Annotated in this window: 20 protein-coding genes and 1 pseudogene; 9 read left to right on the forward strand and 12 right to left on the reverse strand. The window is 68.9% G+C overall.

The features are described from left to right. Nucleotides 1-267 precede the first annotated feature (267 nt). The 3 genes from ACIRGA_RS30345 to ACIRGA_RS30355 form a co-directional block, all read right to left on the reverse strand. Nucleotides 268-1,251, reverse strand: a complete 984-nt coding sequence (locus tag ACIRGA_RS30345; protein WP_400947320.1) for a hypothetical protein — start codon at nt 1,249-1,251, stop codon at nt 268-270. A 73-nt stretch (nt 1,252-1,324) separates the two neighbouring features. Beyond that, nucleotides 1,325-2,167, reverse strand: a complete 843-nt coding sequence (locus ACIRGA_RS30350; RefSeq protein WP_350581813.1) for a PspA/IM30 family protein — start codon at nt 2,165-2,167, stop codon at nt 1,325-1,327. Nucleotides 2,168-2,387: 220 nt separating this feature from the next. Continuing rightward, a complete protein-coding gene (locus tag ACIRGA_RS30355; protein WP_400947322.1) occupies nt 2,388-3,269 on the reverse strand; it encodes an RNA polymerase sigma-70 factor in 882 nt (293 codons plus the stop codon). A 165-nt stretch (nt 3,270-3,434) separates the two neighbouring features. Here ACIRGA_RS30355 and ACIRGA_RS30360 point away from each other — a divergent pair. Continuing rightward, nucleotides 3,435-3,919: pseudogene (locus tag ACIRGA_RS30360) on the forward strand (carboxymuconolactone decarboxylase family protein). Nucleotides 3,920-3,971: 52 nt separating this feature from the next. Here the strand turns inward: ACIRGA_RS30360 and ACIRGA_RS30365 are convergent. The 4 genes from ACIRGA_RS30365 to rimO all read right to left on the reverse strand — a co-directional run bounded on the left by ACIRGA_RS30365 (nt 3,972) and on the right by rimO (nt 7,064). Then, entirely contained in the window at nt 3,972-4,418 is a 447-nt protein-coding gene (locus ACIRGA_RS30365) for a helix-turn-helix domain-containing protein (RefSeq protein ID WP_400947325.1), read from the reverse strand. 101 nt (nt 4,419-4,519) lie between these two features. After that, on the reverse strand, nt 4,520-4,981 hold the full coding sequence (locus ACIRGA_RS30370) for a CinA family protein (RefSeq protein ID WP_400947327.1): 462 nt from the start codon (nt 4,979-4,981) through the stop codon (nt 4,520-4,522). Further along, nucleotides 4,978-5,619, reverse strand: a complete 642-nt coding sequence (pgsA, locus tag ACIRGA_RS30375) for a CDP-diacylglycerol--glycerol-3-phosphate 3-phosphatidyltransferase (protein ID WP_400947330.1) — start codon at nt 5,617-5,619, stop codon at nt 4,978-4,980. The genes ACIRGA_RS30370 and pgsA overlap by 4 nt, the downstream gene beginning before the upstream one ends. Continuing rightward, nucleotides 5,616-7,064, reverse strand: coding sequence for a 30S ribosomal protein S12 methylthiotransferase RimO (gene rimO, locus ACIRGA_RS30380; protein WP_400947332.1), 1,449 nt, complete (start codon nt 7,062-7,064; stop codon nt 5,616-5,618). The genes pgsA and rimO overlap by 4 nt, the downstream gene beginning before the upstream one ends. A gap of 88 nt (nt 7,065-7,152) precedes the next feature. Between rimO and ACIRGA_RS30385 the strand changes: the two genes are divergently transcribed. After that, nucleotides 7,153-7,680: an amino-acid N-acetyltransferase gene (locus tag ACIRGA_RS30385; protein WP_016332644.1), complete on the forward strand. Its 528-nt coding sequence runs from the start codon at nt 7,153-7,155 to the stop codon at nt 7,678-7,680. 349 nt (nt 7,681-8,029) lie between these two features. On the opposite strand, the gene ACIRGA_RS30390 is transcribed toward ACIRGA_RS30385, so the two are convergent. Beyond that, entirely contained in the window at nt 8,030-8,563 is a 534-nt protein-coding gene (locus ACIRGA_RS30390) for a CGNR zinc finger domain-containing protein (protein ID WP_400947335.1), read from the reverse strand. 58 nt (nt 8,564-8,621) lie between these two features. Between ACIRGA_RS30390 and ACIRGA_RS30395 the strand changes: the two genes are divergently transcribed. Then, nucleotides 8,622-9,470: an alpha/beta fold hydrolase gene (locus ACIRGA_RS30395; RefSeq protein ID WP_400947338.1), complete on the forward strand. Its 849-nt coding sequence runs from the start codon at nt 8,622-8,624 to the stop codon at nt 9,468-9,470. Nucleotides 9,471-9,480: 10 nt separating this feature from the next. Next, the gene (locus ACIRGA_RS30400) at nt 9,481-10,122 is read left to right on the forward strand and encodes a nitroreductase family protein (RefSeq protein ID WP_400947340.1); all 642 of its coding nucleotides are present in this window, start codon (nt 9,481-9,483) and stop codon (nt 10,120-10,122) included. Here the strand turns inward: ACIRGA_RS30400 and ACIRGA_RS30405 are convergent. The 4 genes from ACIRGA_RS30405 to ACIRGA_RS30420 all read right to left on the reverse strand — a co-directional run bounded on the left by ACIRGA_RS30405 (nt 10,119) and on the right by ACIRGA_RS30420 (nt 14,804). After that, entirely contained in the window at nt 10,119-10,598 is a 480-nt protein-coding gene (locus ACIRGA_RS30405) for a hypothetical protein (protein WP_400947342.1), read from the reverse strand. The genes ACIRGA_RS30400 and ACIRGA_RS30405 overlap by 4 nt on opposite strands. 43 nt (nt 10,599-10,641) lie before the next feature. Continuing rightward, complete coding sequence (locus ACIRGA_RS30410; protein ID WP_400947345.1) at nt 10,642-11,217, reverse strand: RloB family protein; 576 nt, start codon at nt 11,215-11,217, stop codon at nt 10,642-10,644. After that, nucleotides 11,214-12,392 (reverse strand): ATP/GTP-binding protein, encoded by a 1,179-nt coding sequence (locus tag ACIRGA_RS30415; protein ID WP_400947348.1) that lies wholly within the window; start codon nt 12,390-12,392, stop codon nt 11,214-11,216. Before ACIRGA_RS30415 ends, ACIRGA_RS30410 begins: the two co-directional genes overlap by 4 nt. A gap of 84 nt (nt 12,393-12,476) precedes the next feature. Then, the gene (locus tag ACIRGA_RS30420) at nt 12,477-14,804 is read right to left on the reverse strand and encodes a DNA translocase FtsK (RefSeq protein WP_400947350.1); all 2,328 of its coding nucleotides are present in this window, start codon (nt 14,802-14,804) and stop codon (nt 12,477-12,479) included. 298 nt (nt 14,805-15,102) lie between these two features. On the opposite strand from ACIRGA_RS30420, the gene ACIRGA_RS30425 reads away from it, so the two are divergent. The 5 genes from ACIRGA_RS30425 (at nt 15,103) to ACIRGA_RS30445 (ending at nt 19,091) form a co-directional block, all read left to right on the forward strand. Beyond that, nucleotides 15,103-15,912: a lysophospholipid acyltransferase family protein gene (locus ACIRGA_RS30425; protein WP_400947352.1), complete on the forward strand. Its 810-nt coding sequence runs from the start codon at nt 15,103-15,105 to the stop codon at nt 15,910-15,912. 48 nt (nt 15,913-15,960) lie between these two features. Beyond that, entirely contained in the window at nt 15,961-16,575 is a 615-nt protein-coding gene (wrbA, locus tag ACIRGA_RS30430; RefSeq protein ID WP_400947354.1) for an NAD(P)H:quinone oxidoreductase, read from the forward strand. 70 nt (nt 16,576-16,645) lie between these two features. After that, a complete protein-coding gene (locus ACIRGA_RS30435; RefSeq protein ID WP_400947357.1) occupies nt 16,646-16,936 on the forward strand; it encodes a hypothetical protein in 291 nt (96 codons plus the stop codon). Continuing rightward, entirely contained in the window at nt 16,936-18,471 is a 1,536-nt protein-coding gene (locus tag ACIRGA_RS30440) for an alpha/beta hydrolase (protein WP_400947359.1), read from the forward strand. Before ACIRGA_RS30435 ends, ACIRGA_RS30440 begins: the two co-directional genes overlap by 1 nt. Nucleotides 18,472-18,536: 65 nt before the next feature. Continuing rightward, on the forward strand, nt 18,537-19,091 hold the full coding sequence (locus tag ACIRGA_RS30445; protein ID WP_400947361.1) for a hypothetical protein: 555 nt from the start codon (nt 18,537-18,539) through the stop codon (nt 19,089-19,091). Nucleotides 19,092-19,439 lie beyond the last annotated feature (348 nt).

The raw sequence follows: 19,439 nt of genomic DNA on the forward strand, positions 1-19,439 counted from the left end.
CCCGAGCTGGGAGGAGCACTGCGTGCATGTGAGAAACGTTAGGCATCGCGGGTTGCCGTCACCAGCGGATTCGGGTTACGCGAGCGTTTCGGTATCGCACAGTGAGCGAGTCGTTACGCAATGGAGTATTAGCGACGACGAATGAGACGATGGTCCCGGAAAGCGCCTGCTCAGGTGGTGGGGGGGGGGGGGGGGGGGGGGGGGGGGGGCCGGCCCACCCCCCCCCCCCCCCCCCCCCCCCCCCCCCCCCCCCCCACTCGGCCGAACTCAGGAAAGTTCGCGCAGGGCCATCGCGAGGCCGGCGAGCTTGTCGGTCGCGTCGGACAGCGACTCCTTGGACGACGTCATGCCGTCCGAGCTCGCGGCGACGGTGTGCCCCGCGGCCGCGACGAGACCGCCGTAGCCGTCGAGGCCGTCGTCGAGCTGCTCACGCAGTTGCTTGACGGCGGCGTCGAGGGCGCCGCGTTCCCGCTCGGGCGCGGCGTCACGGCCGCGTTCGATGGCCTGGATCCGGCCCGCCAGCCCGCGCAGGGCCTGCGCCGCTTCGGCGGCGGTGGTGCGCGCGTCCGCGACGGCGATCTCCGAGACCGGCATGGTGCCGAGCGACGTCGGCTGCGAAAGCTGGCGAAGCAACTCCGCCAGCGAAGCCTCGCTCTCGGCGAGGCGCTCCATCGGCTCACGCGCGACCGACCGCGCCGGGGGCAGCGGCGGCGGGGTGGCGGGAGCGGCGGGCAGCACGGTGCGGTTGAGCGTCCGCAGCCGCAGCCCCGACTTGACCCCGAAGGTGCCGAAGATGACGGCGAAAGCGCCGCCCGCGATGGCCTGGAGGACGTCGGCCTGACCGTCCTTTAGCAGACCGGTGCCCGCGACGACGGCGAACAGTCCACAAAGGAAGGTGAGGAGGATCCAGAACGTCAGCGCGCGCGAGGCACGGCGTTTGCGTCGCTCCAGTTTGGCGGCGGGTTCGTTCCAGCGCGCCCATTTGGCCTTCGCGTCGGCCACGACCGGGATCTGCCCCGCGGCCATCGACGTCAGCTGCTGCGAGATCTTCGGCATGGCGGGCATCTGCGGCATCTGCGGGCGCGGCCGGGGCGGCGCCGGCCGAGCGGGCCGCGAAGAACCCTCCTCGGAGGGCGGGATGTAGCGCTGCAGCTTCTCCTGCGCGCGCTGGGCGTAGTCGGGCAGCTTTTCGATGTGCTTCTCAAGCTTGGCGGTGAACTCCCCGAAGTCCTTGCGCCTGCCCTGCCCCATGCCCTCTCCCCTGTCTTCTGCTGAGACCGGTCCCGCACCCGCGCGGGATGCGGGACCGGCTCCAGTCGGTGTGTCAGGCGGGGTTCTTGCCCTGTTCGGCCTGAACCCGTGCCTGGATCTCACGCTGGATGTCCGCGGAGCCCGACGCCTTCGGCGCGGCGGCGGTCTTGCCGTCGGTCACCTGAGCGACGGAGTCACCCTTCATGGACGCGCGGATCTGCTCCAGCCGCGAGTGCCCCGCGAGCTGGGTCGTGGAGGCCTGGACCTCCATCATCCGGCCCTGGACGGAGTTCTGTGCGAGTTCGGCCGAGCCGAGCGCGGTGGTGTAGCGCTTCTCGATCTTGTCGCGAACGTCTTCCAGCGACGGGGTGTTGCCCGGCGCGGCCAGCTGGCTCATCTGGTTCAGCGAAGCGGAGACCTGCTCCTGCATCTTCGCCTGCTCCAGCTGCGAGAGCAGCTTGGTGCGCTCGGCCAGCTTTTGCTGCAGCATGGTCGCGTTGCGCTCGACGGCCTTCTTCGCCTGCTCCGCAGCCTGAAGCGACTGGTCGTGCAGGGTCTTGAGGTCCTCGATGCTCTGCTCGGCGGTGACGAGCTGGGCGGCGAAGCTCTCCGCCGCGTTCTCGAACTCGGTCGCCTTCTGCTCGTCGCCCTTGGCGCGCGCCTCGTCGGCGAGCACCAGCGCCTGGCGGGTCGAAGCCTGCAGCTTCTCCACGTCGCCGAGCTGGCGGTTCAGCTTCATCTCCAGCTGACGCTGGTTACCGATCACCGAGGCGGCCTGCTGGGTCAGCGCCTGGTGGTTGCGCTGCGCCTCCTCGATGGCCTGCTGGATCTGTACCTTCGGGTCGGCGTGCTCGTCGATCTTCGACGAGAACGCCGCCATCATGTACTTCCAGAACTTCACGAACGGGTTGGCCATCTCCTCCGCCTGCCTTCTCGCATCCCACGGGCTGTTACCTCGAGGTGGGGCGTCCCCTCTGTGATGTTGCAACGTCCCGACCCCGGCGTTGAGTTCCATCGTGTCAGGTCGGCGTCCCGCGTTCCAGGCGACCCCGACGGAATTCAGGGATCCCCCTGACTGTGATGTCCACGACCTTTCGGGTTCACCGGCCGGTGACGGTGGGTGAAAACGGCCGGAGTCAGCGCCGCAGCGCGGTCTCCTGTTCCAGGCGTGACAACTTCTCGGGGTTCCGGACCGCGTAGAGCCCGGTGATCAGGCCGTCGTCGACACGCAGCGCGATGACGGTGTCGACCTCGTCGCCGAGCCGGAGGATCAGCGCGGGATGGCCGTTGACCAGCGCCGGCCGCATCGTCGCCGCGTCGTCCCGCACCGGACGGCTCGCGGCCAGCAGCGGCGCGACCAGCGCGGCCCCCACCACGGGTTCCAGCACGGCCTGCACCACTCCGCCGCCGTCGCCGAGGAAGACGACGTCCGGGGACAGCACGTCGAGCAGTCCCTGCAGGTCACCGGTCCGGACCGCGCGGTGGAACGCGTCGAGCACATCCTTGGTCTCGCCGGGCGACGCGGCACCCCGCGGCCGCCGGGCTGCGACGTGCGCCCGGGCCCGGTGGGCGATCTGGTGGACCGCGGCCGGGGTCTTGCCGACGGCTTCGGCGATCTCGCCGTAGGCCACGTCGAACACCTCGCGCAGCACGAACACCGCGCGTTCGGTCGGCGTGAGGGTCTCCAGCACCAGCAGCATCGCCATCGAGACACTGTCGGCCAGCTCGACGTCTTCGGCCACGTCGGGGCTGGTGAGCAGCGGTTCGGGCAGCCAAGACCCGACGTAGGACTCCTTGCGCCTGCCGAGCGTGCGCAGCCTGCCGAGCGCCTGCCGGGTGGTGATCCGGACCAGATAGGCCCGCGGGTTCTCCACGGTGGCGAGGTCGACTCCGGACCAGCGCAGCCACGTCTCCTGAAGGACGTCCTCCGCGTCGGCGGCCGAACCGAGCATCTCGTAGGCGACGGTGAACAGCAGGTTCCGGTGGGCGACGAACGCCTCCGTGGCGCTGTCGGACATGGACGGCTCCTTTCGACAGGTGTCCCCACCAGACGCCGCGTCCCGTCGATTTCTGACACGTCGAGGCCGTGGCGCACGTCACGTTCTCGTCCTGTCAGCGCGGTCCGTCCGCCGGTGTCTGGTGGTCGTCCGGTTCAGCACACGACCACGAAAGAGAACCAGATCATGGATTCCCGTTTCGATCTGCACAGCAACGAGCTCGGCGCCAAGATCGGCAAGCGCTTCGCCAACGTGAGTGTGGCGATCAAGGGCTCGACCCTGCCGAAGGTCACCCAAGAGCTGGTATCGCTGCGGGCCAGCCAGCTCAACGGCTGCGGTTTCTGCGTCGACGCCCACGCCAAGGACCTGGCGGCCGCCGGCGAACCCGCAGTGCGCGTCAACCTGGTCGCCGCCTGGCGCGAATCCACGGTGTTACCGAGGCCGAGCAGGCGGCACTGGCCCTCGCGGAGGAAGGCACCAGGCTCGCCGACGCGCACCAGGGTGTCTCCGACGAAACCTGGGCCCAGGTGCGCAAGCACTACGACGACGACCAGATCGCCGCGCTGGTCTACCTGGTCGCGATGATCAACGCCGCCAACCGGCTGCTCGTGATCACGCACACCAAGGGCGGCTCCTACGTGGCGGGCACGTTCGACAACGCCGCGAACTGACGGGAGAGGCCCCAGGCGGACTGCCTGGGGCCTCTCCCGTTCACGACCTTTGCTAGGCGGCGACCATCTTCGGTGCGGAGATCGTCGTCCGCAGCGCGGGACTCATCCGCGGCGGCGGCGAGATCCGCAGGTCGGCCAGGTCGTTGCCGATCAGCTCGGACACCAGGCGGCCACCTTCGACGCCCGCCTCGGCGCTCTCCCGCTCCGGAGCGCGCCGCTTGCCCGCTTCGACCTTCTCGTCCACCGGGGCGACCTCGACGTTGTCCATCGCCGAGACGTCCGCCGCGACCTTGTGCAGGAGTTCGCCCAGCGGAAGGTCCAGGGCCTCGCAAATGGACGCCAGCAGCTCGCTGGACGCCTCCTTCTGCCCGCGCTCGACCTCGGACAGGTAACCGAGGCTCACCCTGGCGGCGCGGGAGATGTCCCGCAGCGTTCGACGCTGGTTCGTGCGGGCGTGTCGGAGCCGGTCGCCGATCGCCTCGCGCAACAGCACGGTCATCACGCGCCTCCCTTCCAGGACTGACTACCCCCTACGTTACCCAGAGCGGTGCCCTGGGCGCAGGTGTTGACACGGCAATACGCCAAGGGCGAACGCGGCGATCATGCGAGATGTTCCCCCAGCAGGGCGAACGCGCCCGAGACCGCACCTGCCCTGACCGCGGCTCGATCACCGCTCAAGTCCAGCGTACGGACGGTGAGCGTGCCCGGCCCGGCGAGACCGACGTGGACGGTGCCGAGTGCCACGCCGTCCTGCCCGGCCGGCCCCGCGACGCCGGTGAGGCCGAGGCCCCAGGTGGCGCCGCATCGATCCTTCGCGCCGGCGGCCAACTGCGCCGCGACCTCGGGATGTACCGCGCCATGCGCGGCGAGGAGGGCTTCGTCGACTCCGGCCAGCGATGCCTTGAGGTCGGTGGCGTAGACGATCAGGCCGCCCCGGACGGCGGCACTCGATCCGGGGACCTCGGTCAGCGTCGCGCAGACCAGCCCGGCGGTCAGCGACTCGGCCGTCGCCACCGTCTCCCCGCGCTCGATCAGGTGAGTGATCAAGGTCTCAGGTTTCATGCGCCCGCGGCACGCCTTCCGGCGGCGCGCAACCGCACCGCGCGCACGACGTAATCGAGCCCGGTGACGACGGTCAGCACGAGCGCGATCCCCATCAGTACCCAGCGCACCGGCTCGGCGGACGCGGGCAACGGCAGCAGGTACGCGGTGATGGCCGCGATCTGCGCGAGCGTCTTGGCCTTGCCGCCCCGGCTGGCCGGGATGACGCCGTGCCGGATCACCCAGAACCGCAGCAGCGTCACGCCGAGCTCGCGGATCGCGATGACGATGGTGACCCACCAGCCCAGTTCGCCGAGCACGCTCAGGCCGATCAGGGCGGCGCCGATCAGCGCCTTGTCGGCGATCGGGTCGGCGATCTTGCCGAAGTCGGTGATCAGCCCGTATTTGCGCGCGACCCAGCCGTCGACCTGGTCGGTGAACGACGCGATCGCGAACAGCGCGGTGGCGATCGCGCGCCAGAACGTGTCGTCCCCGTCCCCGGCGAACAGCGCCATCACGAACAGCGGCACCAGCACCAGCCGCGACATCGTGAGCAGGTTCGCCAGGTTCAGGGTCGGGACCGGGGTGGCCTCGGGAACCCTGGCGTGCTCACCGCCCGTCCCCTCACCGGCCCCGGCGTCGCTCGGGGCGGCATTCACCGGTCGGCCTCGGGCGGCGCGGGCCGCACGATCAGGTCGACGCCCTCGGAGTCGACGACCTCGCAGCGCACGAAGTCACCCACCGCCAGCGCGGGCAGGTCGTCCGTCTCGATCAGGACGCATTCGCCGTCGACCTCGGGGGCCTGGTGCGCGGCGCGGCCGATCGGGTCCTCGCCGTCCTCGGCCTGCTCGATGAGGACGTCGACGAAGTCGCCGATCCGGTCTTCGGCGCGCTGCGAGGTCAGCTCCTCGACCAGCGCGGAGATCCGCGCGACCCGCTCGGCCACCACGGACTCGTCGAGTTTGCCGTCGAAGGTCTCCGCCTCGGTGCCGTCCTCGTCCGAGTACCCGAAGACGCCCACCGCGTCCAGCCGCGCGCCGTTCAGGAAGCGCTCCAGCTCGGCGAGGTCGTCCTCGGTCTCGCCGGGGAAGCCGACGATGACGTTGGTGCGGATGCCCGCGTTCGGCGAGTACTCCCGGATCTGGTCGCACAGCGCGAGGAAGGAGTCCGTGGAGCCGAAGCGGCGCATGCGGCGGAGCACGGTCTCGCTGGAGTGCTGGAAGGACAGGTCGAAGTAGTCGGCGACGCCCGGCGTGGTCGCGATGGCCTTGACCAGGCCAGGGCGCGTCTCGGCGGGCTGCAGGTACGAGACGCGGACGCGTTCGATGCCGGGCACCTCGGCCAGACGCGGGACCAGCAGCTCCAGCGCGCGGGCGCCGTCACGGCCGAAGTCCTTGCCGTAGGAGGTGGAGTTCTCCGAGACGAGGAAGACCTCCTTGACGCCGTTCTCCGCGAGCCACATCGCCTCGGCGACGATCTCGTCCGGCTGCCGGGACACGAAGGACCCGCGGAACGACGGGATCGCGCAGAACGAGCAACGGCGGTCACAACCGGAGGCGATCTTCAGCGCGGCCACCGGGGAGGTGTCGAGCCTGGTCCGCAGCACGCGCGGGCCCCAGCCGTGCTGCGCGTGCCCCGGCACCTCGACCGACTCGGCGGCCGTCGGCCGCTGGACCGGGCTGATCGGCAGCAGCTTGCGGCGGTCGGAAGGCGTGTGGGACTCGACCTTGCGGCCGGCCACGACGTCGTCGAGACGCTCCGCGAGGTCCGCGTAGTGATCGAAGCCCAGAACCGCGTCGGCCTCGGGCAGGCTCTCGGCCAGCTCGTTGCCGTAGCGCTCGGCCATGCAGCCGACGGCGACGACCTTCTTGCCGGTGTCGGACGCCGCGAGCAGCGTGTCGACGGAGTCCTTCTTGGCGGACTCGACGAAGCCGCAGGTGTTGACGACCACGACGTCGGAGTCCTCGGGCTCGGCGGCGAGCTCCCAGCCGCCCGCCGCCAGCCGTCCGGCGAGTTCCTCGGAATCGACCTCGTTGCGGGCGCAACCGAGGGTCAACAAGGAAACGCGACGGGTGGCGACAGGATCAGTGGTGGGAGAAGGCACGTGCCTTAGGGTAGCTGGCCTGTTCGCGGGGTCGGCGATCGCTCGCTCGGGCGAGCCTTCGACCGGGCCTGCCGCCGGGGATGGCTTAATGGTGGACGTGCCCTCAGACCCCCTCCCGCACCGCCGCCCCACCGTCCGCCGGGCGCGGATCGCGGACGTCCGCAAGATCAAGGCGCTGGTCGACTCCGACGCCGGGACGGTGCTGCTGGAGAAGGAACTCGTCACCCTGTACGAGAGCGTCCAGGAGTTCTGGGTGGTCGAAGACGGTGACGACGTGCTCGGCTGCGGCGCGCTCCATGTGCTGTGGGAAGACATCGCGGAGCTGCGCACCATCGCGGTCGACAAGGACTCTCGCGGTCGCGGCATCGGGCACGCGCTGGTGGGGCAGCTGATCGACTTCGCGCGCGAGATCGGGCTGAAGCGGCTGTTCGTGCTGACCTTCGAGACCCACTTCTTCGCCGGTCACGGCTTCGTCGAGATCGACGGCACTCCGGTGACGCAGGAGGTCTACGAGGAGATGCGGCGCTCGGCCGACCCGGGTGTCGCGGAGTTCCTCGACCTGCCGTACGTGAAGCCGAATACCTTGGGCAACAGCCGGATGCTGCTGGAGCTCTAGCTGAAGGGGACTTTCCCCGCATCGGATGCAGTGAAGGGCGCCTTCGCCACTAAGGCGCTGTCCTGTAAGTATCGCCGGCATGCTGACCTGCGGAAAGGGAGCGGGACCTTTGGCGTCGCGGGAGGGGGAGAGCAAAGGACCTTTGCTATCGCCTCCGGGTCAGCCCACCCGGCCCGTCCGCAGCATCGCCCAGCAGGCCTTCGCCGACTGGATCGCCGGCGCCGTCAAGGACCGCCTGGACGCGAGGACCGCAAACACGATCTCTAGGACCGCACCTAGCTGCCCTGAGGCCCCGCATCGGATGCGCTGAAGGGCGCTTTCACCGCATCGCATGCGGCGATGGTCCCCCTTAGCCTTTCTTGGCGTGGCGGGCGACCCGGACCCGGTTGCCGCACAGGGACGGCGTGCACCAGACCCGCCTGCTGTTGGCCGCCACGAACAGCATCGAGCAGTCGTGCGCGCCGCAGCGTCGCAGCTGAGCCGCGCGCGGCCCGGACACGAGATCGATCGCCGCGACCGCGACGGCGGCGAGAGCGATTTCGCCCCCGTCCTGGCCGTGCCAGAACGTCTTCGCGCCTTCGACGGTCAACCGCGGGCTGGTCGGGACGGCGGCCGCGGCCGCGTTCACCCGCTCGACCGCCCACGCCTCGGGCTCCCGCGCGGCCACGACCGCTTCCAGCAGCTCACGGACCGCCGAACGCAGCCTCCTCGTCTGCTCCGCCGACGGCGGCCGGGCGCCTTCGGGCAGGAGCGAAGCCTGTGTCGACCAGAACCTGGCGTGCCCCTCGTCGAGCAGATCGATCGACGGCGAGACGGCCAGTATCACCGTGTCGGCGAGATTCACCGCGAGATCGTCACCGGGAAGCGAGTCCAGATCGAGCATGCCTTGACACTATCAGGTACTAATGGTTCAAGACAGTTCTAACCATTAGGGAGTGTTCATGGCGACCATCCGGCACCGCTCCGTCAAACTCGGCGACGTCGAGGTCTTCTATCGCGAGGCCGGTGCGCCCGACGCACCCGTTTTGCTTCTGCTGCATGGCTTCCCGACGTCCTCGCATCAGTTCGTGCGGCTGATGCGCCGGCTCGCCGGCCGGTGGCGGCTCATCGCGCCGGATCTGCCCGGATTCGGGCAGACCGTCACGCCCGAGGGCTTCACGTTCACCTTCGACCGGCTCGCCGACGTGGTCGGCGAATTCCTGGACGCCCTGGAACTGCGGCGATACGCGCTCTACGTCTTCGATTTCGGTGCCCCGGCGGGGCTGCGGCTGGCCGTCGCGCGGCCGTCCGAGGTCACGGCGCTGATCACGCAGAACGGCAACGCCTACATCGAAGGGCTCGGCCCGGCGATGCCGGACTTCGCTTCCCTCACGGACGAAACCGAGGCGCGGCGCGGGTTCGCGGAAGTCCTCCAGCCAGAGCAGGTCAAGTGGCAGTACACCGAAGGCGCTCGCGACCCGGAGACCATCGATCCGTCGAATTACCTGCTCGACCAGTACTTCCTCGACCGTCCCGGCCGCGTCGAGGCGATGCAGGACCTGCTTTGGGACTACCGGAACAACCCGCCCGTGTACCCGAAGTTCCAGGCGTGGCTGCGGGAAGCCCAGCCGCCCGTGCTCGCCGTCTGGGACCGCAACGACCCGTTCTTCCTCCCGGCGGGGGCCGAAGCCTTCCGGAATGATGTTCCCTCGGCGGAGGTTCACTTCTTCGACACCGGGCATTTCGCGCTGGAAGAGGATCTCGAGCCGATCAGCGACCTGATCGACCGCTTCCTGGCGGCACATCACTGAAGGGCGGCATATGGACACCTCGGTCACCGACCACCTGCTCAGCACGACGCGAGCGGTCCGCCGCAAGCTCGACCTGGACCGGCCGGTCGAGCCCGAGGTGCTCGACGAGTGCCTGCGGCTCGCGCTGCAGGCGCCCACACCGGGCAATCAGCAGGCGTGGCGGTGGCTCGTCGTGCGGGATCAGGGCGTGAAGGACCGGCTGTCCGAGCTGTTCCGGCGGGTCGGGAAGGCGTACCTGGCGGCGAACGCGGAAGCGCTGGGCGAGGCGATCACCGAACCCTCCGTGGCGCGGGCGTTCGCTTCGGGCCAGCACCTGATCGACGTGATCGACCGGGTGCCCGTGTTCGTCATCCCGTGCCTGACCGGCAGGCCGAGCGGCGACAACGCGACCGACGCCGCGTTCTACGGCGGGATCTTCCCGGCGGTGTGGAACTTCCAGCTGGCGCTGCGGTCACGCGGCCTCGGCTCGACGCTCACCACGTACCACCTGACGCACGAGGCGGAGGCGGCCGAAATCCTCGGCATCCCCGCCGACGTCACGCAGGTCGGGCTGCTGCCGGTCGCCTACACGACGGTGCCGGACTTCAAACCCGCGGCGCGCGTGCCGCTGTCCGAAGTCGCGTACCTCGACGGCTGGGGAAACGCGCTTTAAGCCTTCGACACCCGCAGGGTGACCTGGTCGCCCCCCGAACTCACGGCGACCAGGTCCACCCGGCAGGCGGCGAACTCGACGGACTGCCTGCCCCCACGTCCCGTGGAGGCGACTTCCGCCGTCGCCCGCTCACCGCGTCCTGGTTCGGCCAAAGTCAGCTCGATCACGGCCTCCCCTTCCCAGACGCAGACCATTCCCTGGGCACAGCGGGAATCGGACACCAAGCGAGCGAAGCGAATGCTGACGTCCTTCGACGCGACCTCGGTCGTTTCACCGAGCTTGAGGTCGACGGTCTTCCCCAGCTCGACGGCGCCTTGAGCAGGCTGAGGCCGCTGCACCGGCGCGGGCTGGGCCAGTGTGGGCTGGGCCGGCGTGGGCAGGGGCGCCGCGGGTTGTTCACGCGCGGCGGAGCTGCCGGCTCCGCAGGCGAGGCCGACCAGGGCGCAGAGGACGACGAGCAGCTTCTTGAGGTCCACGGGCTAGAGACGTAACGGAGGCTCCGGTCCGTTGCATCGGTCTTCAGTTGATCTTTTCGACCAAGGCCCAGACGCCGGTCGACGGGTTCCGGCCGTGCTCGGAGCCCAACTCGACTTCGTGCTTCTTCGCGCGCAGAACCGCCGGTTCGATCCCGCTCTCGTAGTCCGCGAACCGCAACGCCGACTTGCTGAATCCCGGCACGTGCTTGACCAGGCGTTTCGCGACGTCGCCGTAGCACGCCAGCGGCGCCGAACAGGCCTCGAAATGCAGGAGCAACCAGAACTCGAAGCAGGGGTTCGAGATCGCCAGATTGATCCGGAGCCTGCGGGCCGTCGCCGCGGCCTTGTCGAGGTCGAACTCGTCGACGTCGACGACGCACCACACCTCGTCGTGCGTTCCCTCCGCACGATCGCGCATTCCCGCCGCGTACTTGACCACCGAGTCCGGGTCGCCGCGCTTCGCTTTGATCTTGATCGTGACGGCTGGGTTGCGACGAGCACGCTTGAGCCCTTCGAAGTACGCGGGCTCCGTGGCCTCGGCACCGCAGACGACGAGTACCGAAGTTCGCTGTTCACGGAACGCCGGCCGCCTCCGGCCACTGTTCTCCCTGCGACTCATCTGCCCAGCACTGCCTCGGCGAAGTCACCGAGCACAGGAACAGCCCCGTAGCTACCGGCGAGATAGCGGCGCTCGGTGTTCTGGTCCTTGCGCGGCTTGAAGTCGGTGAGCGGATAGAGCTCGCTGGCCCCTTCGGCGTTCTTGTCGACGAACCAGATCTGGTCGCGATCCAGCACGTTGTCGCCGAGCATGGTGCCCAGGAGACTCGTGTCGTGGGTGGTGAAGACGAGCTGGGCGCCGCGGCGATTGATGTCCTGATCACGGAACAAACCGATCAGCTCCGCCACGAGCTTGGGATGGAGACTGGTGTCGATCTCGTCGACGACGAAGGCCCACCCGTTGTCGAGCACGGTCAACACGGTCGGCAGCAGCCCGAGCCAATTGTTGGTCCCGGCCGATTCGTCGAACAGACTGAAGGGCTCGGCGGCCGGTCCGTGCTGGAGTCGCACCGACCGCTGGTCGCTGCCCTTCTCCTGCCAGACGACCATGTCGGTGATCCCGGTGTCGGCGGCTCGCAGCAAGGCGATCAACCGCTCGCGGTTCTCCGGGTCCACGTCGATGAACTCGGTGACTCTGCGCTGCACCTCGAGCGGTTCCCACTGCTGGTTCCTAAGCCAGACCCGCAGTTCTTGCTTGAACCAGCGATAGACCGGGACCAGCGGGCCCAATTGCAGACGGTCGCAAACGCTGAGCAACAGGGCGTTCGGCTGGATCAACTCCTCCAGCACGGCGAATTTGCTCTTGAGGTCCGCCGTCGTACTCCCGAATCGGACGCTGCCACCCGTCCGTTCGAAGACGACCCGCCGCCGCTTCTCCGGGTAGGTGTAGAGCCATTCCTCCGCCACCCGGTCGGCCGCGGTCTCACCGTCGATCCGGAATCCGTAGGTGTGCCGGATGCCGTCGAGCATCAACTCCACGACATACGTCGACGGGCGTCTGCCGCCGTCAGAACCGAGCCGGAAATGGCTCTTGTGGAGAAGGCTCCAGTAACCCTCCACCAGGGACCTCATGGTGAAGAGCCCATCGAGCAGGTTCGACTTGCCGGAGGCATTCGCCCCGTAGATGGCCGCCACCGGCACCACCGGGCGGTCGTCACCCGGCAAAGCGGGCATCAGGAGCAGCTCCTGCTCGTCTCGGAACGAGCGATGATTGCCCAACCGGAAGCTTCGCAGCATCCTGACCACCTCCCTGACAAAGTTTCAGGCCGTTCTGTGCCAGTAAACCGCACAGAACGGCCTGAAGCATCATCCAGGTTCGGTTCAGTCGTCGGAGACGTCCCCGCCGTTCGCGTCCCCACCGCCGCGGATCATGAACAGCACCGACTCCAGCTCCTCCGGCTTGATCAGCACGTCCCGCGCCTTCGAGCCCTCCGAAGGACCGACGACACCCCGGCTTTCCAGCAGGTCCATCAGGCGCCCGGCCTTGGCGAAGCCGACCCGCAGCTTCCGCTGCAGCATCGACGTCGAGCCGAACTGCGAGGTGACGATCAGCTCGGCGGCCTGCAACAGGACGTCGAGGTCGTCGCCGATGTCGGAGTCGATTTCCTTCTTTTCGCCCGCCTTCGCCGCGGTGACGCCGTCCTGGTAGTCCGGTTGCGCCTGCTCCTTGGCGAAGTTCACCACCGCGGAGATCTCTTCGTCGCCGACGAAGGCGCCCTGGATGCGGACCGGTTTCCCGGCGCCCATCGGCAGGTACAGCGCGTCACCCATACCGATGAGCTTCTCCGCGCCCGGCTGGTCGAGGATGACCCGCGAGTCGGTGAGCGACGACGTCGCGAACGCCAGCCGCGACGGCACGTTGGTCTTGATCAAGCCGGTCACGACGTCGACCGACGGGCGCTGGGTCGCCAGGACCAGGTGGATACCGGCGGCACGCGCCTTCTGGGTGATCCGGACGATCGCGTCCTCGACGTCGCGCGGAGCGGTCATCATGAGGTCGGCGAGCTCGTCGACGATCGCCATGATGTACGGGTACGGCTGGTAGACGCGCTCGCTGCCCGGCGGCGCGGTGATCTCGCCCGAGCGCACCTTCTTGTTGTAGTCGTCGATGTGCCGGACCTTGTTGACCTGCATGTCCTGATACCGCTGCTCCATCTCCTCCACCAGCCAGGCCAGCGCGGCGGCGGCCTTCTTCGGCTGGGTGATGATGGGCGTGATCAGGTGCGGGATGCCCTCGTACGGGGTCAGCTCGACCATCTTCGGGTCGATCAGGATCATCCGGCATTCGTCCGGCGTCGACCGCGCGAGCAGCGACACCAGCATCGAGTTCACGAAGCTCGACTTACCGGAACCGGTGGACCCCGCCACCAGCAGGTGCGGCATCTTCGTCAGGTTCGCGGTGACGAAATGGCCTTCGATGTCCTTGCCGAGCCCGATGACCATCGGGTGGTTGTCCTTGACCGTCGACGGCGCGCGCAGCACGTCGCCGAGGCGCACCATCTCGCGGTCGGAGTTCGGCACCTCGATGCCGACCGCGGATTTGCCGGGGATCGGCGCCAGCAGCCGGACGTTGTCGGTCGCCACCGCGTAGGCGATGTTCTTGGTCAGCGCGGTGATCTTCTCGACCTTCACGCCGGGGCCGAGTTCGACCTCGTACCGGGTGACCGTCGGTCCCCGCGTGAAGCCGGTGACCTGCGCGTCGACGTTGAACTGCTCCAGCACGCCGGTGATCGCCTCGATCATGGCGTCGTTGGCCTTGCTGCGGGATTTCGGCGCGTCGCCGAGCTTCAGCAGGTCCGGCGGCGGAAGCTTGTAATCGCCCTCGACGGTCCTCGTGACCGCCAGCGGAGGCTCGGCCTTCTTCGGCTTCTTCTCTTCAACGGGCTTGGGTGCGGGCTTCGGCGGGCGCAGCGGCGTCGGCGCCTCGGCCAGCGCGGCCTCGATGTCGAGTTGCTCGCCCTCGTGGTCGGCCGAGGCCTGGCGCCGCCGCGACGGCTTCCGCAGGCGGACCGACTTCGGGTCGGCTTCGGTGACGGCGTCGCGTTCCTGGTGGATGGCCTGGCGTTCGGCCTCGGCCTCCTCGATCTCCTCGGGATCGAGACCCCAGTTGCGCAGGCGGTGCGGGATCTCCCGGACCGGGGTCCCGGTGAACACGAGCGTGCCGAACAGCAGCGCCAGCACCAGCAGCGGCACCGCGACCCACGTGGTGACCCCCATGGTCAGCAGGCCGCCGGAGAACGCGCCGATCACCCCGCCGGCGTACATCCGGCCGTCGTTCGTCTCGGGCAGCGCGGTGAAGATGTGCAGCAGGCCGAGCACCGCCAGGACCACCAACAGAGTGCCGATGACCATCCGCGGCCGGGCCTCGGGCACCGGTTCAGACCGCATCAACGCGACGGCCACCACGGTGAGCACCAGCGGGAGCGTCACCGCTCCGGCGCCCAGCAGCGAACGGGCTCCGACCTCCACCCAGCCGCCGATCGGGCCCGCGGCCCGCCACCAGACGCCGAACGCGATCACCAGCGCCAGCGCGATGAGACCGAGGGCGAGACCGTCGCGACGATGCTCGGGTTCCAGTTCGCGGCCGCGGCCGACCGTCCGCGCGAGGGTGCCGAGGCCCTTCGCGAGCAGGTTCCAGGTGCCGCGCACGCCCTTGGCGAACGTGCCGGACGAGCGCTTCCGAGGCGCCGGACGCCGTGGAGCGGGCTTCCTCGCAGTCGTTGACCTGGGCTTCGCCGGGGTACGCGGCTTTCGCGCCGGCCCCTTGCTGCCGCCGCTTCGCGCCGTACTCCGCTTCCTGGTCGTCGACCCGCTAGCCATGTCTCCACGGTAACCGCCTCGACCCTCCAGCCCCGGCTGCCACTCGGAGCACATCCGGAACATTCGTCTCAGGTCACAGCTTGAGCGGCCATCCGGGTGAAAAGGGGTTCATGACATGCTCTGCCCCATGTTCGCGCTGCATCAGGATGAGAATTCGGCTCGCCGCGCCCCGGCCATCTGGCGCACGATGCTGAACATCGACCGGGGGCTGGTCAACTTCGTCGGCAAACTCACCGTGACCGGCGGTGTTTCGGCGGAACTGCGCCGCAAGCCCTTGCTCATGACGGCCAACCACATCGGCGTGTTCGACGCGTTCGTGCTGATGGCGGCCTGTAAACGGATCGGCATCAACCCGCGGTTCATGCTGGCGGGCGGCATTCTCGACGCGCCGGTCATCGGCCCCGCGCTGCGGGTCAGCGGGCACCTGCGGGTCGACCGCAAACAGGCGTCGACGGCCATCGGCCAGTTCGCCGAAGCCACCGAAGCCCTGCGGACCACCCGTGACCCGCTGATCGTCTACCCCGAGGGCCGGATCAGCCACGATCCGGGCCTGTGGCCGGAGCGGGGCAAGACCGGCGCGGCGCGGCTCGCGCTGGCCGCCGGGGTGCCGGTGATCCCGATCAGCCAGTGGGGCGCGCACGAAGCCGTCTATTGGGGGACGGAGACCGTCAACGGTCCCGCCGATCTGGTGCCGCTCGCCAAGTCCGGGCTGAGCGCGCCCGTGCGGCGCCCGCGGTTCCGGGTGCACTTCGGCGAGCCGGTGGACCTGTCGGAGGTCGAGCCGGAGCGGCCGGGCGCCGGCGTCCGCGCGCACGCCAAGATCATGCAGGCGATCACCGACGGCCTGGTCCCGTTGCGCCGCGACGAACTCGACAAGCCGCGCTTCCACGACCCGACGCGGCCGACCGACACCGTCAGTCCCTGGAAGAAGTACTGAGTTCCGGATCCTGAGACGGGGGCTCGCGTTCGCCTAGGGTCGGCGGACGTGAGCCCCCGCATCCTCGTCGTCTACTACAGCGCGACCGGCAACACCGCGAAACTGGCGTCGGCGCTGGCCGACGGCGCCCGCGACGCCGAAGCCGAAGTCCGTGTCCGCACGGTTCCCGAAACCGCCCCGCCCGGCGCGGTGGCGAGCAATCCACGCTGGCAGGCGTGGGTGGACGCGGGGCCGCACCACGAGACGGCGACGCTGGAAGACCTGGAGTGGGCCGACGGTTTCGCGGCCGGGAGCCCGACCCGGTTCGGCGGCCCGGCCGCCCAGCTGAAGTCCTTTTTGGACAGTACCGGCGGCCTGTGGGCCAAGGGAAAGCTCGTGAACAAGGTCGCGACGTCGTTCACCACCGCGTCCACCGCGCACGGCGGGCTCGAATCGACCGTGCTGGCGACGAACAACATCTTCTACCACTGGGGCGCCATCGTCCTGCCGCTCGGCTACACCGACCCTCACCTGCTCGAATCAGGCAATCCGTACGGCGGCTCGTTCGTCTCGCGCAAGTCCGCCGAACCCGACGATCTCGCCCTGGACGCCCTCCGGCTGCAGGGGCGACGGCTCGCCACCGTTTCGCGTTATATCGCCGACGGGCTCTTCAAGGACGGGTGAAGGGAACCGCGAACCCGCCTCCCGCGTCGTAGTGTGGTCACACAGCGTCACGCTACGGGGAGGAAGCGGGATGACCGGCGGGTACGAGGTGGTCCTGGAATCGATCGGCGCGGCATCGAGCGCGGCGAAACGCGCTTCGGACGACGTCGGGAAGGTGGACCTCGCGGCCACGCTCGCGGACGTCGCGGCGGGCCTGCCGGGCGGCGTATCCGGTGAAGCGGCGCGGCTGCTCGCCGACGCGTGGGGCCGCGCGGTGCCGGGCTGGGCAGGCAACACCGCGGACTACGCCGAACGGCTCGACGCGGCGGCCGTCCACTACCGCGCCAACGAGCTGGCGGCGTCACGGGAACTCCCCGTCTGATGCTCACCTGGGGAGACGTACGCCGGTGGGATCCGGCCGCGATCGGCCGGGTCGCCGACGCGCTCAACGACGGCTGCACCCGGATCGTCGCCGCGAACGACGACGTCGAAGCCATGGCTCGATTCACGGGCTGGACCGGCGACGCGGCCACCGCCGCGACGACGCGGGGCGAATCGCTGATCTCCACCCTGGAGCGGCTCGTCGCCGAGGCATCGGCGGTCCGGCGAGGCGCGCACGAGGTGCAGATCGCGCTGGACCGGATCGTCGCGTTCGTGCGCGAGACCGACGAACTGGCGCGGCGGAACGGGCTGGCCATCGGTCCCGGTGGCGAGATCACGCCTTCGGGTGCTCCCTCGCCCGATCAACCGCGAGTGATGGCGGAACTGGCCGACAGGGTCGAGCAGGGCTTGCGCCGCGCGGCCGACGTCGACGCCGATTTCGCCGAGATCCTGCGCCGGGCACTTCGTGGCGAGATCACCGAACAGGGTGGCAGCACCCTCGCTCAGGCGGCCGACGCCGGAGCCGCGCAGAGCGGCCTGTCGATCATCGGCCCACCCGAGAACGGCACCCCCGGCGACAACAAGGCATGGTGGGCGAGCCTGTCGGACACGGCGAAAGTCGCTCTGCTGCAAGGAAATCCGGGACTCATCGGCAATCTCGACGGTCTTCCGGCGGCCGACCGCGACGCCGCCAACCGCGCCGTCCTCGCCCGCGAGATCGCGCGGCTCCAAGGGGATCCCAAACTCAAAGGCCTGGAAGCCATCGAACGGCGGCTGGCCCAGACGGAGCCGCGGGCGTACCTGCTCGGGCTGGACACCGGCGGCGACGGGAAGGCGATCGTTTCCGCGGGGAATCCCGACACCGCGGTGAATGTGGCGACGTACGTGCCGGGGACCGGTTCGGAGCTGTCGAAGATCGGCGGCGATCTCAACCGGTCCGACAAGATGTGGGCCGCGGCGACCACCTCGGGCTCTCCCTCGACGGCCGTGATCACCTGGCTCGGCTACGACGCACCGAACGAGATCAAGGACGCCGCGAGCGCCGAGTACGCCGACGGCGGCAAGGCGGCCCTCGCCCAATTCCAAGACGGGCTGCGGGAAACGCACCAGGGACCGCCCTCGCACAACACGGTGATGGGACACAGCTACGGCACCACCGTCGTCGGGCACGCGGCCGGCGACGGCGGTCTCGCCGCGGACGAACTGGTCTTCGTGGCGAGTCCCGGCGTCGGCGCGCACGACGTGAGCGGACTGCATCTCGACGGGGTGAATCAGGACGAGATCGGCAAACACGTGCACGCGACGGTGGCCGAGCACGACATGATCAACCTGGCGAACCTCGAGATCGCCGGATACGACCCGATCCTCGGGCAGGACCCGGCCGACGCGGACTTCGGCGGGCAGGTGTTCACCTCGGCTCCGGGCACGGACGGCTGGGGCGGATACAGCACGGAGGCGCACAGCGAATACTGGGAAGACAACAACCCGTCGCTCCGGAACCTCGGCTTGATCATCGCCGGGAAACCCGCCTCGTGAGATCCCCGCTTCTGACCACCCTGCTCGTGCTCTTGTCCGCTTGTTCCCCCGGAGGTGGAGACGCCATGAAACCGACCATCACCGAACACGAGGCGAAGGACAAGGTCGAGCAGTACATCGAGGCCGTGGTCGCCGTGCTGCCCGGTTCGGCGGACCGGAAACCGTTCACCCAGCACCGGTCGGAATGCACCGACCCCACCGACGACGGTCCCCAGGGCCGCTTCGAGATCTCCGCGACCTATGAGGTGACCGGCCTCGAACCGGCACGGTTCGCGGAACACTTCGACGCCATCGTCCAGTGGTGGTCGGCTCATGACTTCACGGTGCTGACGGATTCGCGGCCGAAGGACCAGTACGTGTTCGTCCGGAACAACGCGGACGCTTTCGACATGTCAGTACAGGCGAACGACCTCGGCAAGTTCTACGTCGGGGCCACCTCACCCTGCGTCTGGCCGAACGGCACCCCCGAACCCCAGGCCCTCGAAGCCACCGAACCCGAGGAGCCGGTCGCCGCTCCCCCAGAGCCGGAACCGGAACCGGTCCGCAAACCGCGCCGCGCTCCCGTCGACGACGAGGACTTCGCCCAGACCGACTGGACCGACGGCGGCACCTCTTTCTGACTTCGGCCCCTCGACCGGTGCCGCTGCTCGCCCGAGGTACAGGAAGGCCCCCTTCCTCGCGCCTAACGCAGGGTCCCGGCAAAGTCGTATAACTGGTGGTCAGTGCCGCTCTTGGTGATTCGGTCGGACCTCGTCTGCGGTCCGGCGACGAAGGGCGATCCGAGGAGTGCGTGACAGCTCTGAGTGTCCACAAGGGACATTCTTGGCGACCGAATGTCCTATCTGTGCAGTTTCACGGAGGGTCGGGGGGGGTTATTTTTGTTGTAAACAAAAAAATAAAAAAACCACCCCAAAAAAAAAACGGCGCACCACAGCACAAAGGGTACCCCCAAAACACAACCCCCGCCC

The organism is Amycolatopsis sp. NPDC102389 (genome assembly GCF_044765885.1).
Taxonomy (GTDB): Bacteria; Actinomycetota; Actinomycetes; order Mycobacteriales; family Pseudonocardiaceae; genus Amycolatopsis.

Bases quoted from the DNA above. Each gene is read 5' to 3' on its own strand.
- ACIRGA_RS30345 (WP_400947320.1), bottom strand. From the start codon at position 1,251: ATGGGGCAGGGCAGGCGCAAGGACTTCGGGGAGTTCACCGCCAAGCTT.
- ACIRGA_RS30350 (WP_350581813.1), bottom strand. From the start codon at position 2,167: ATGGCCAACCCGTTCGTGAAGTTCTGGAAGTACATGATGGCGGCGTTC.
- ACIRGA_RS30355 (WP_400947322.1), bottom strand. From the start codon at position 3,269: ATGTCCGACAGCGCCACGGAGGCGTTCGTCGCCCACCGGAACCTGCTG.
- ACIRGA_RS30365 (WP_400947325.1), bottom strand. From the start codon at position 4,418: ATGACCGTGCTGTTGCGCGAGGCGATCGGCGACCGGCTCCGACACGCC.
- ACIRGA_RS30370 (WP_400947327.1), bottom strand. From the start codon at position 4,981: ATGAAACCTGAGACCTTGATCACTCACCTGATCGAGCGCGGGGAGACG.
- ACIRGA_RS30385 (WP_016332644.1), top strand. From the start codon at position 7,153: ATGGTGGACGTGCCCTCAGACCCCCTCCCGCACCGCCGCCCCACCGTC.
- ACIRGA_RS30390 (WP_400947335.1), bottom strand. From the start codon at position 8,563: ATGCTCGATCTGGACTCGCTTCCCGGTGACGATCTCGCGGTGAATCTC.
- ACIRGA_RS30395 (WP_400947338.1), top strand. From the start codon at position 8,622: ATGGCGACCATCCGGCACCGCTCCGTCAAACTCGGCGACGTCGAGGTC.
- ACIRGA_RS30400 (WP_400947340.1), top strand. From the start codon at position 9,481: ATGGACACCTCGGTCACCGACCACCTGCTCAGCACGACGCGAGCGGTC.
- ACIRGA_RS30410 (WP_400947345.1), bottom strand. From the start codon at position 11,217: ATGAGTCGCAGGGAGAACAGTGGCCGGAGGCGGCCGGCGTTCCGTGAA.
- ACIRGA_RS30415 (WP_400947348.1), bottom strand. From the start codon at position 12,392: ATGCTGCGAAGCTTCCGGTTGGGCAATCATCGCTCGTTCCGAGACGAG.
- ACIRGA_RS30425 (WP_400947352.1), top strand. From the start codon at position 15,103: ATGTTCGCGCTGCATCAGGATGAGAATTCGGCTCGCCGCGCCCCGGCC.
- ACIRGA_RS30435 (WP_400947357.1), top strand. From the start codon at position 16,646: ATGACCGGCGGGTACGAGGTGGTCCTGGAATCGATCGGCGCGGCATCG.
- ACIRGA_RS30440 (WP_400947359.1), top strand. From the start codon at position 16,936: ATGCTCACCTGGGGAGACGTACGCCGGTGGGATCCGGCCGCGATCGGC.
- ACIRGA_RS30445 (WP_400947361.1), top strand. From the start codon at position 18,537: ATGAAACCGACCATCACCGAACACGAGGCGAAGGACAAGGTCGAGCAG.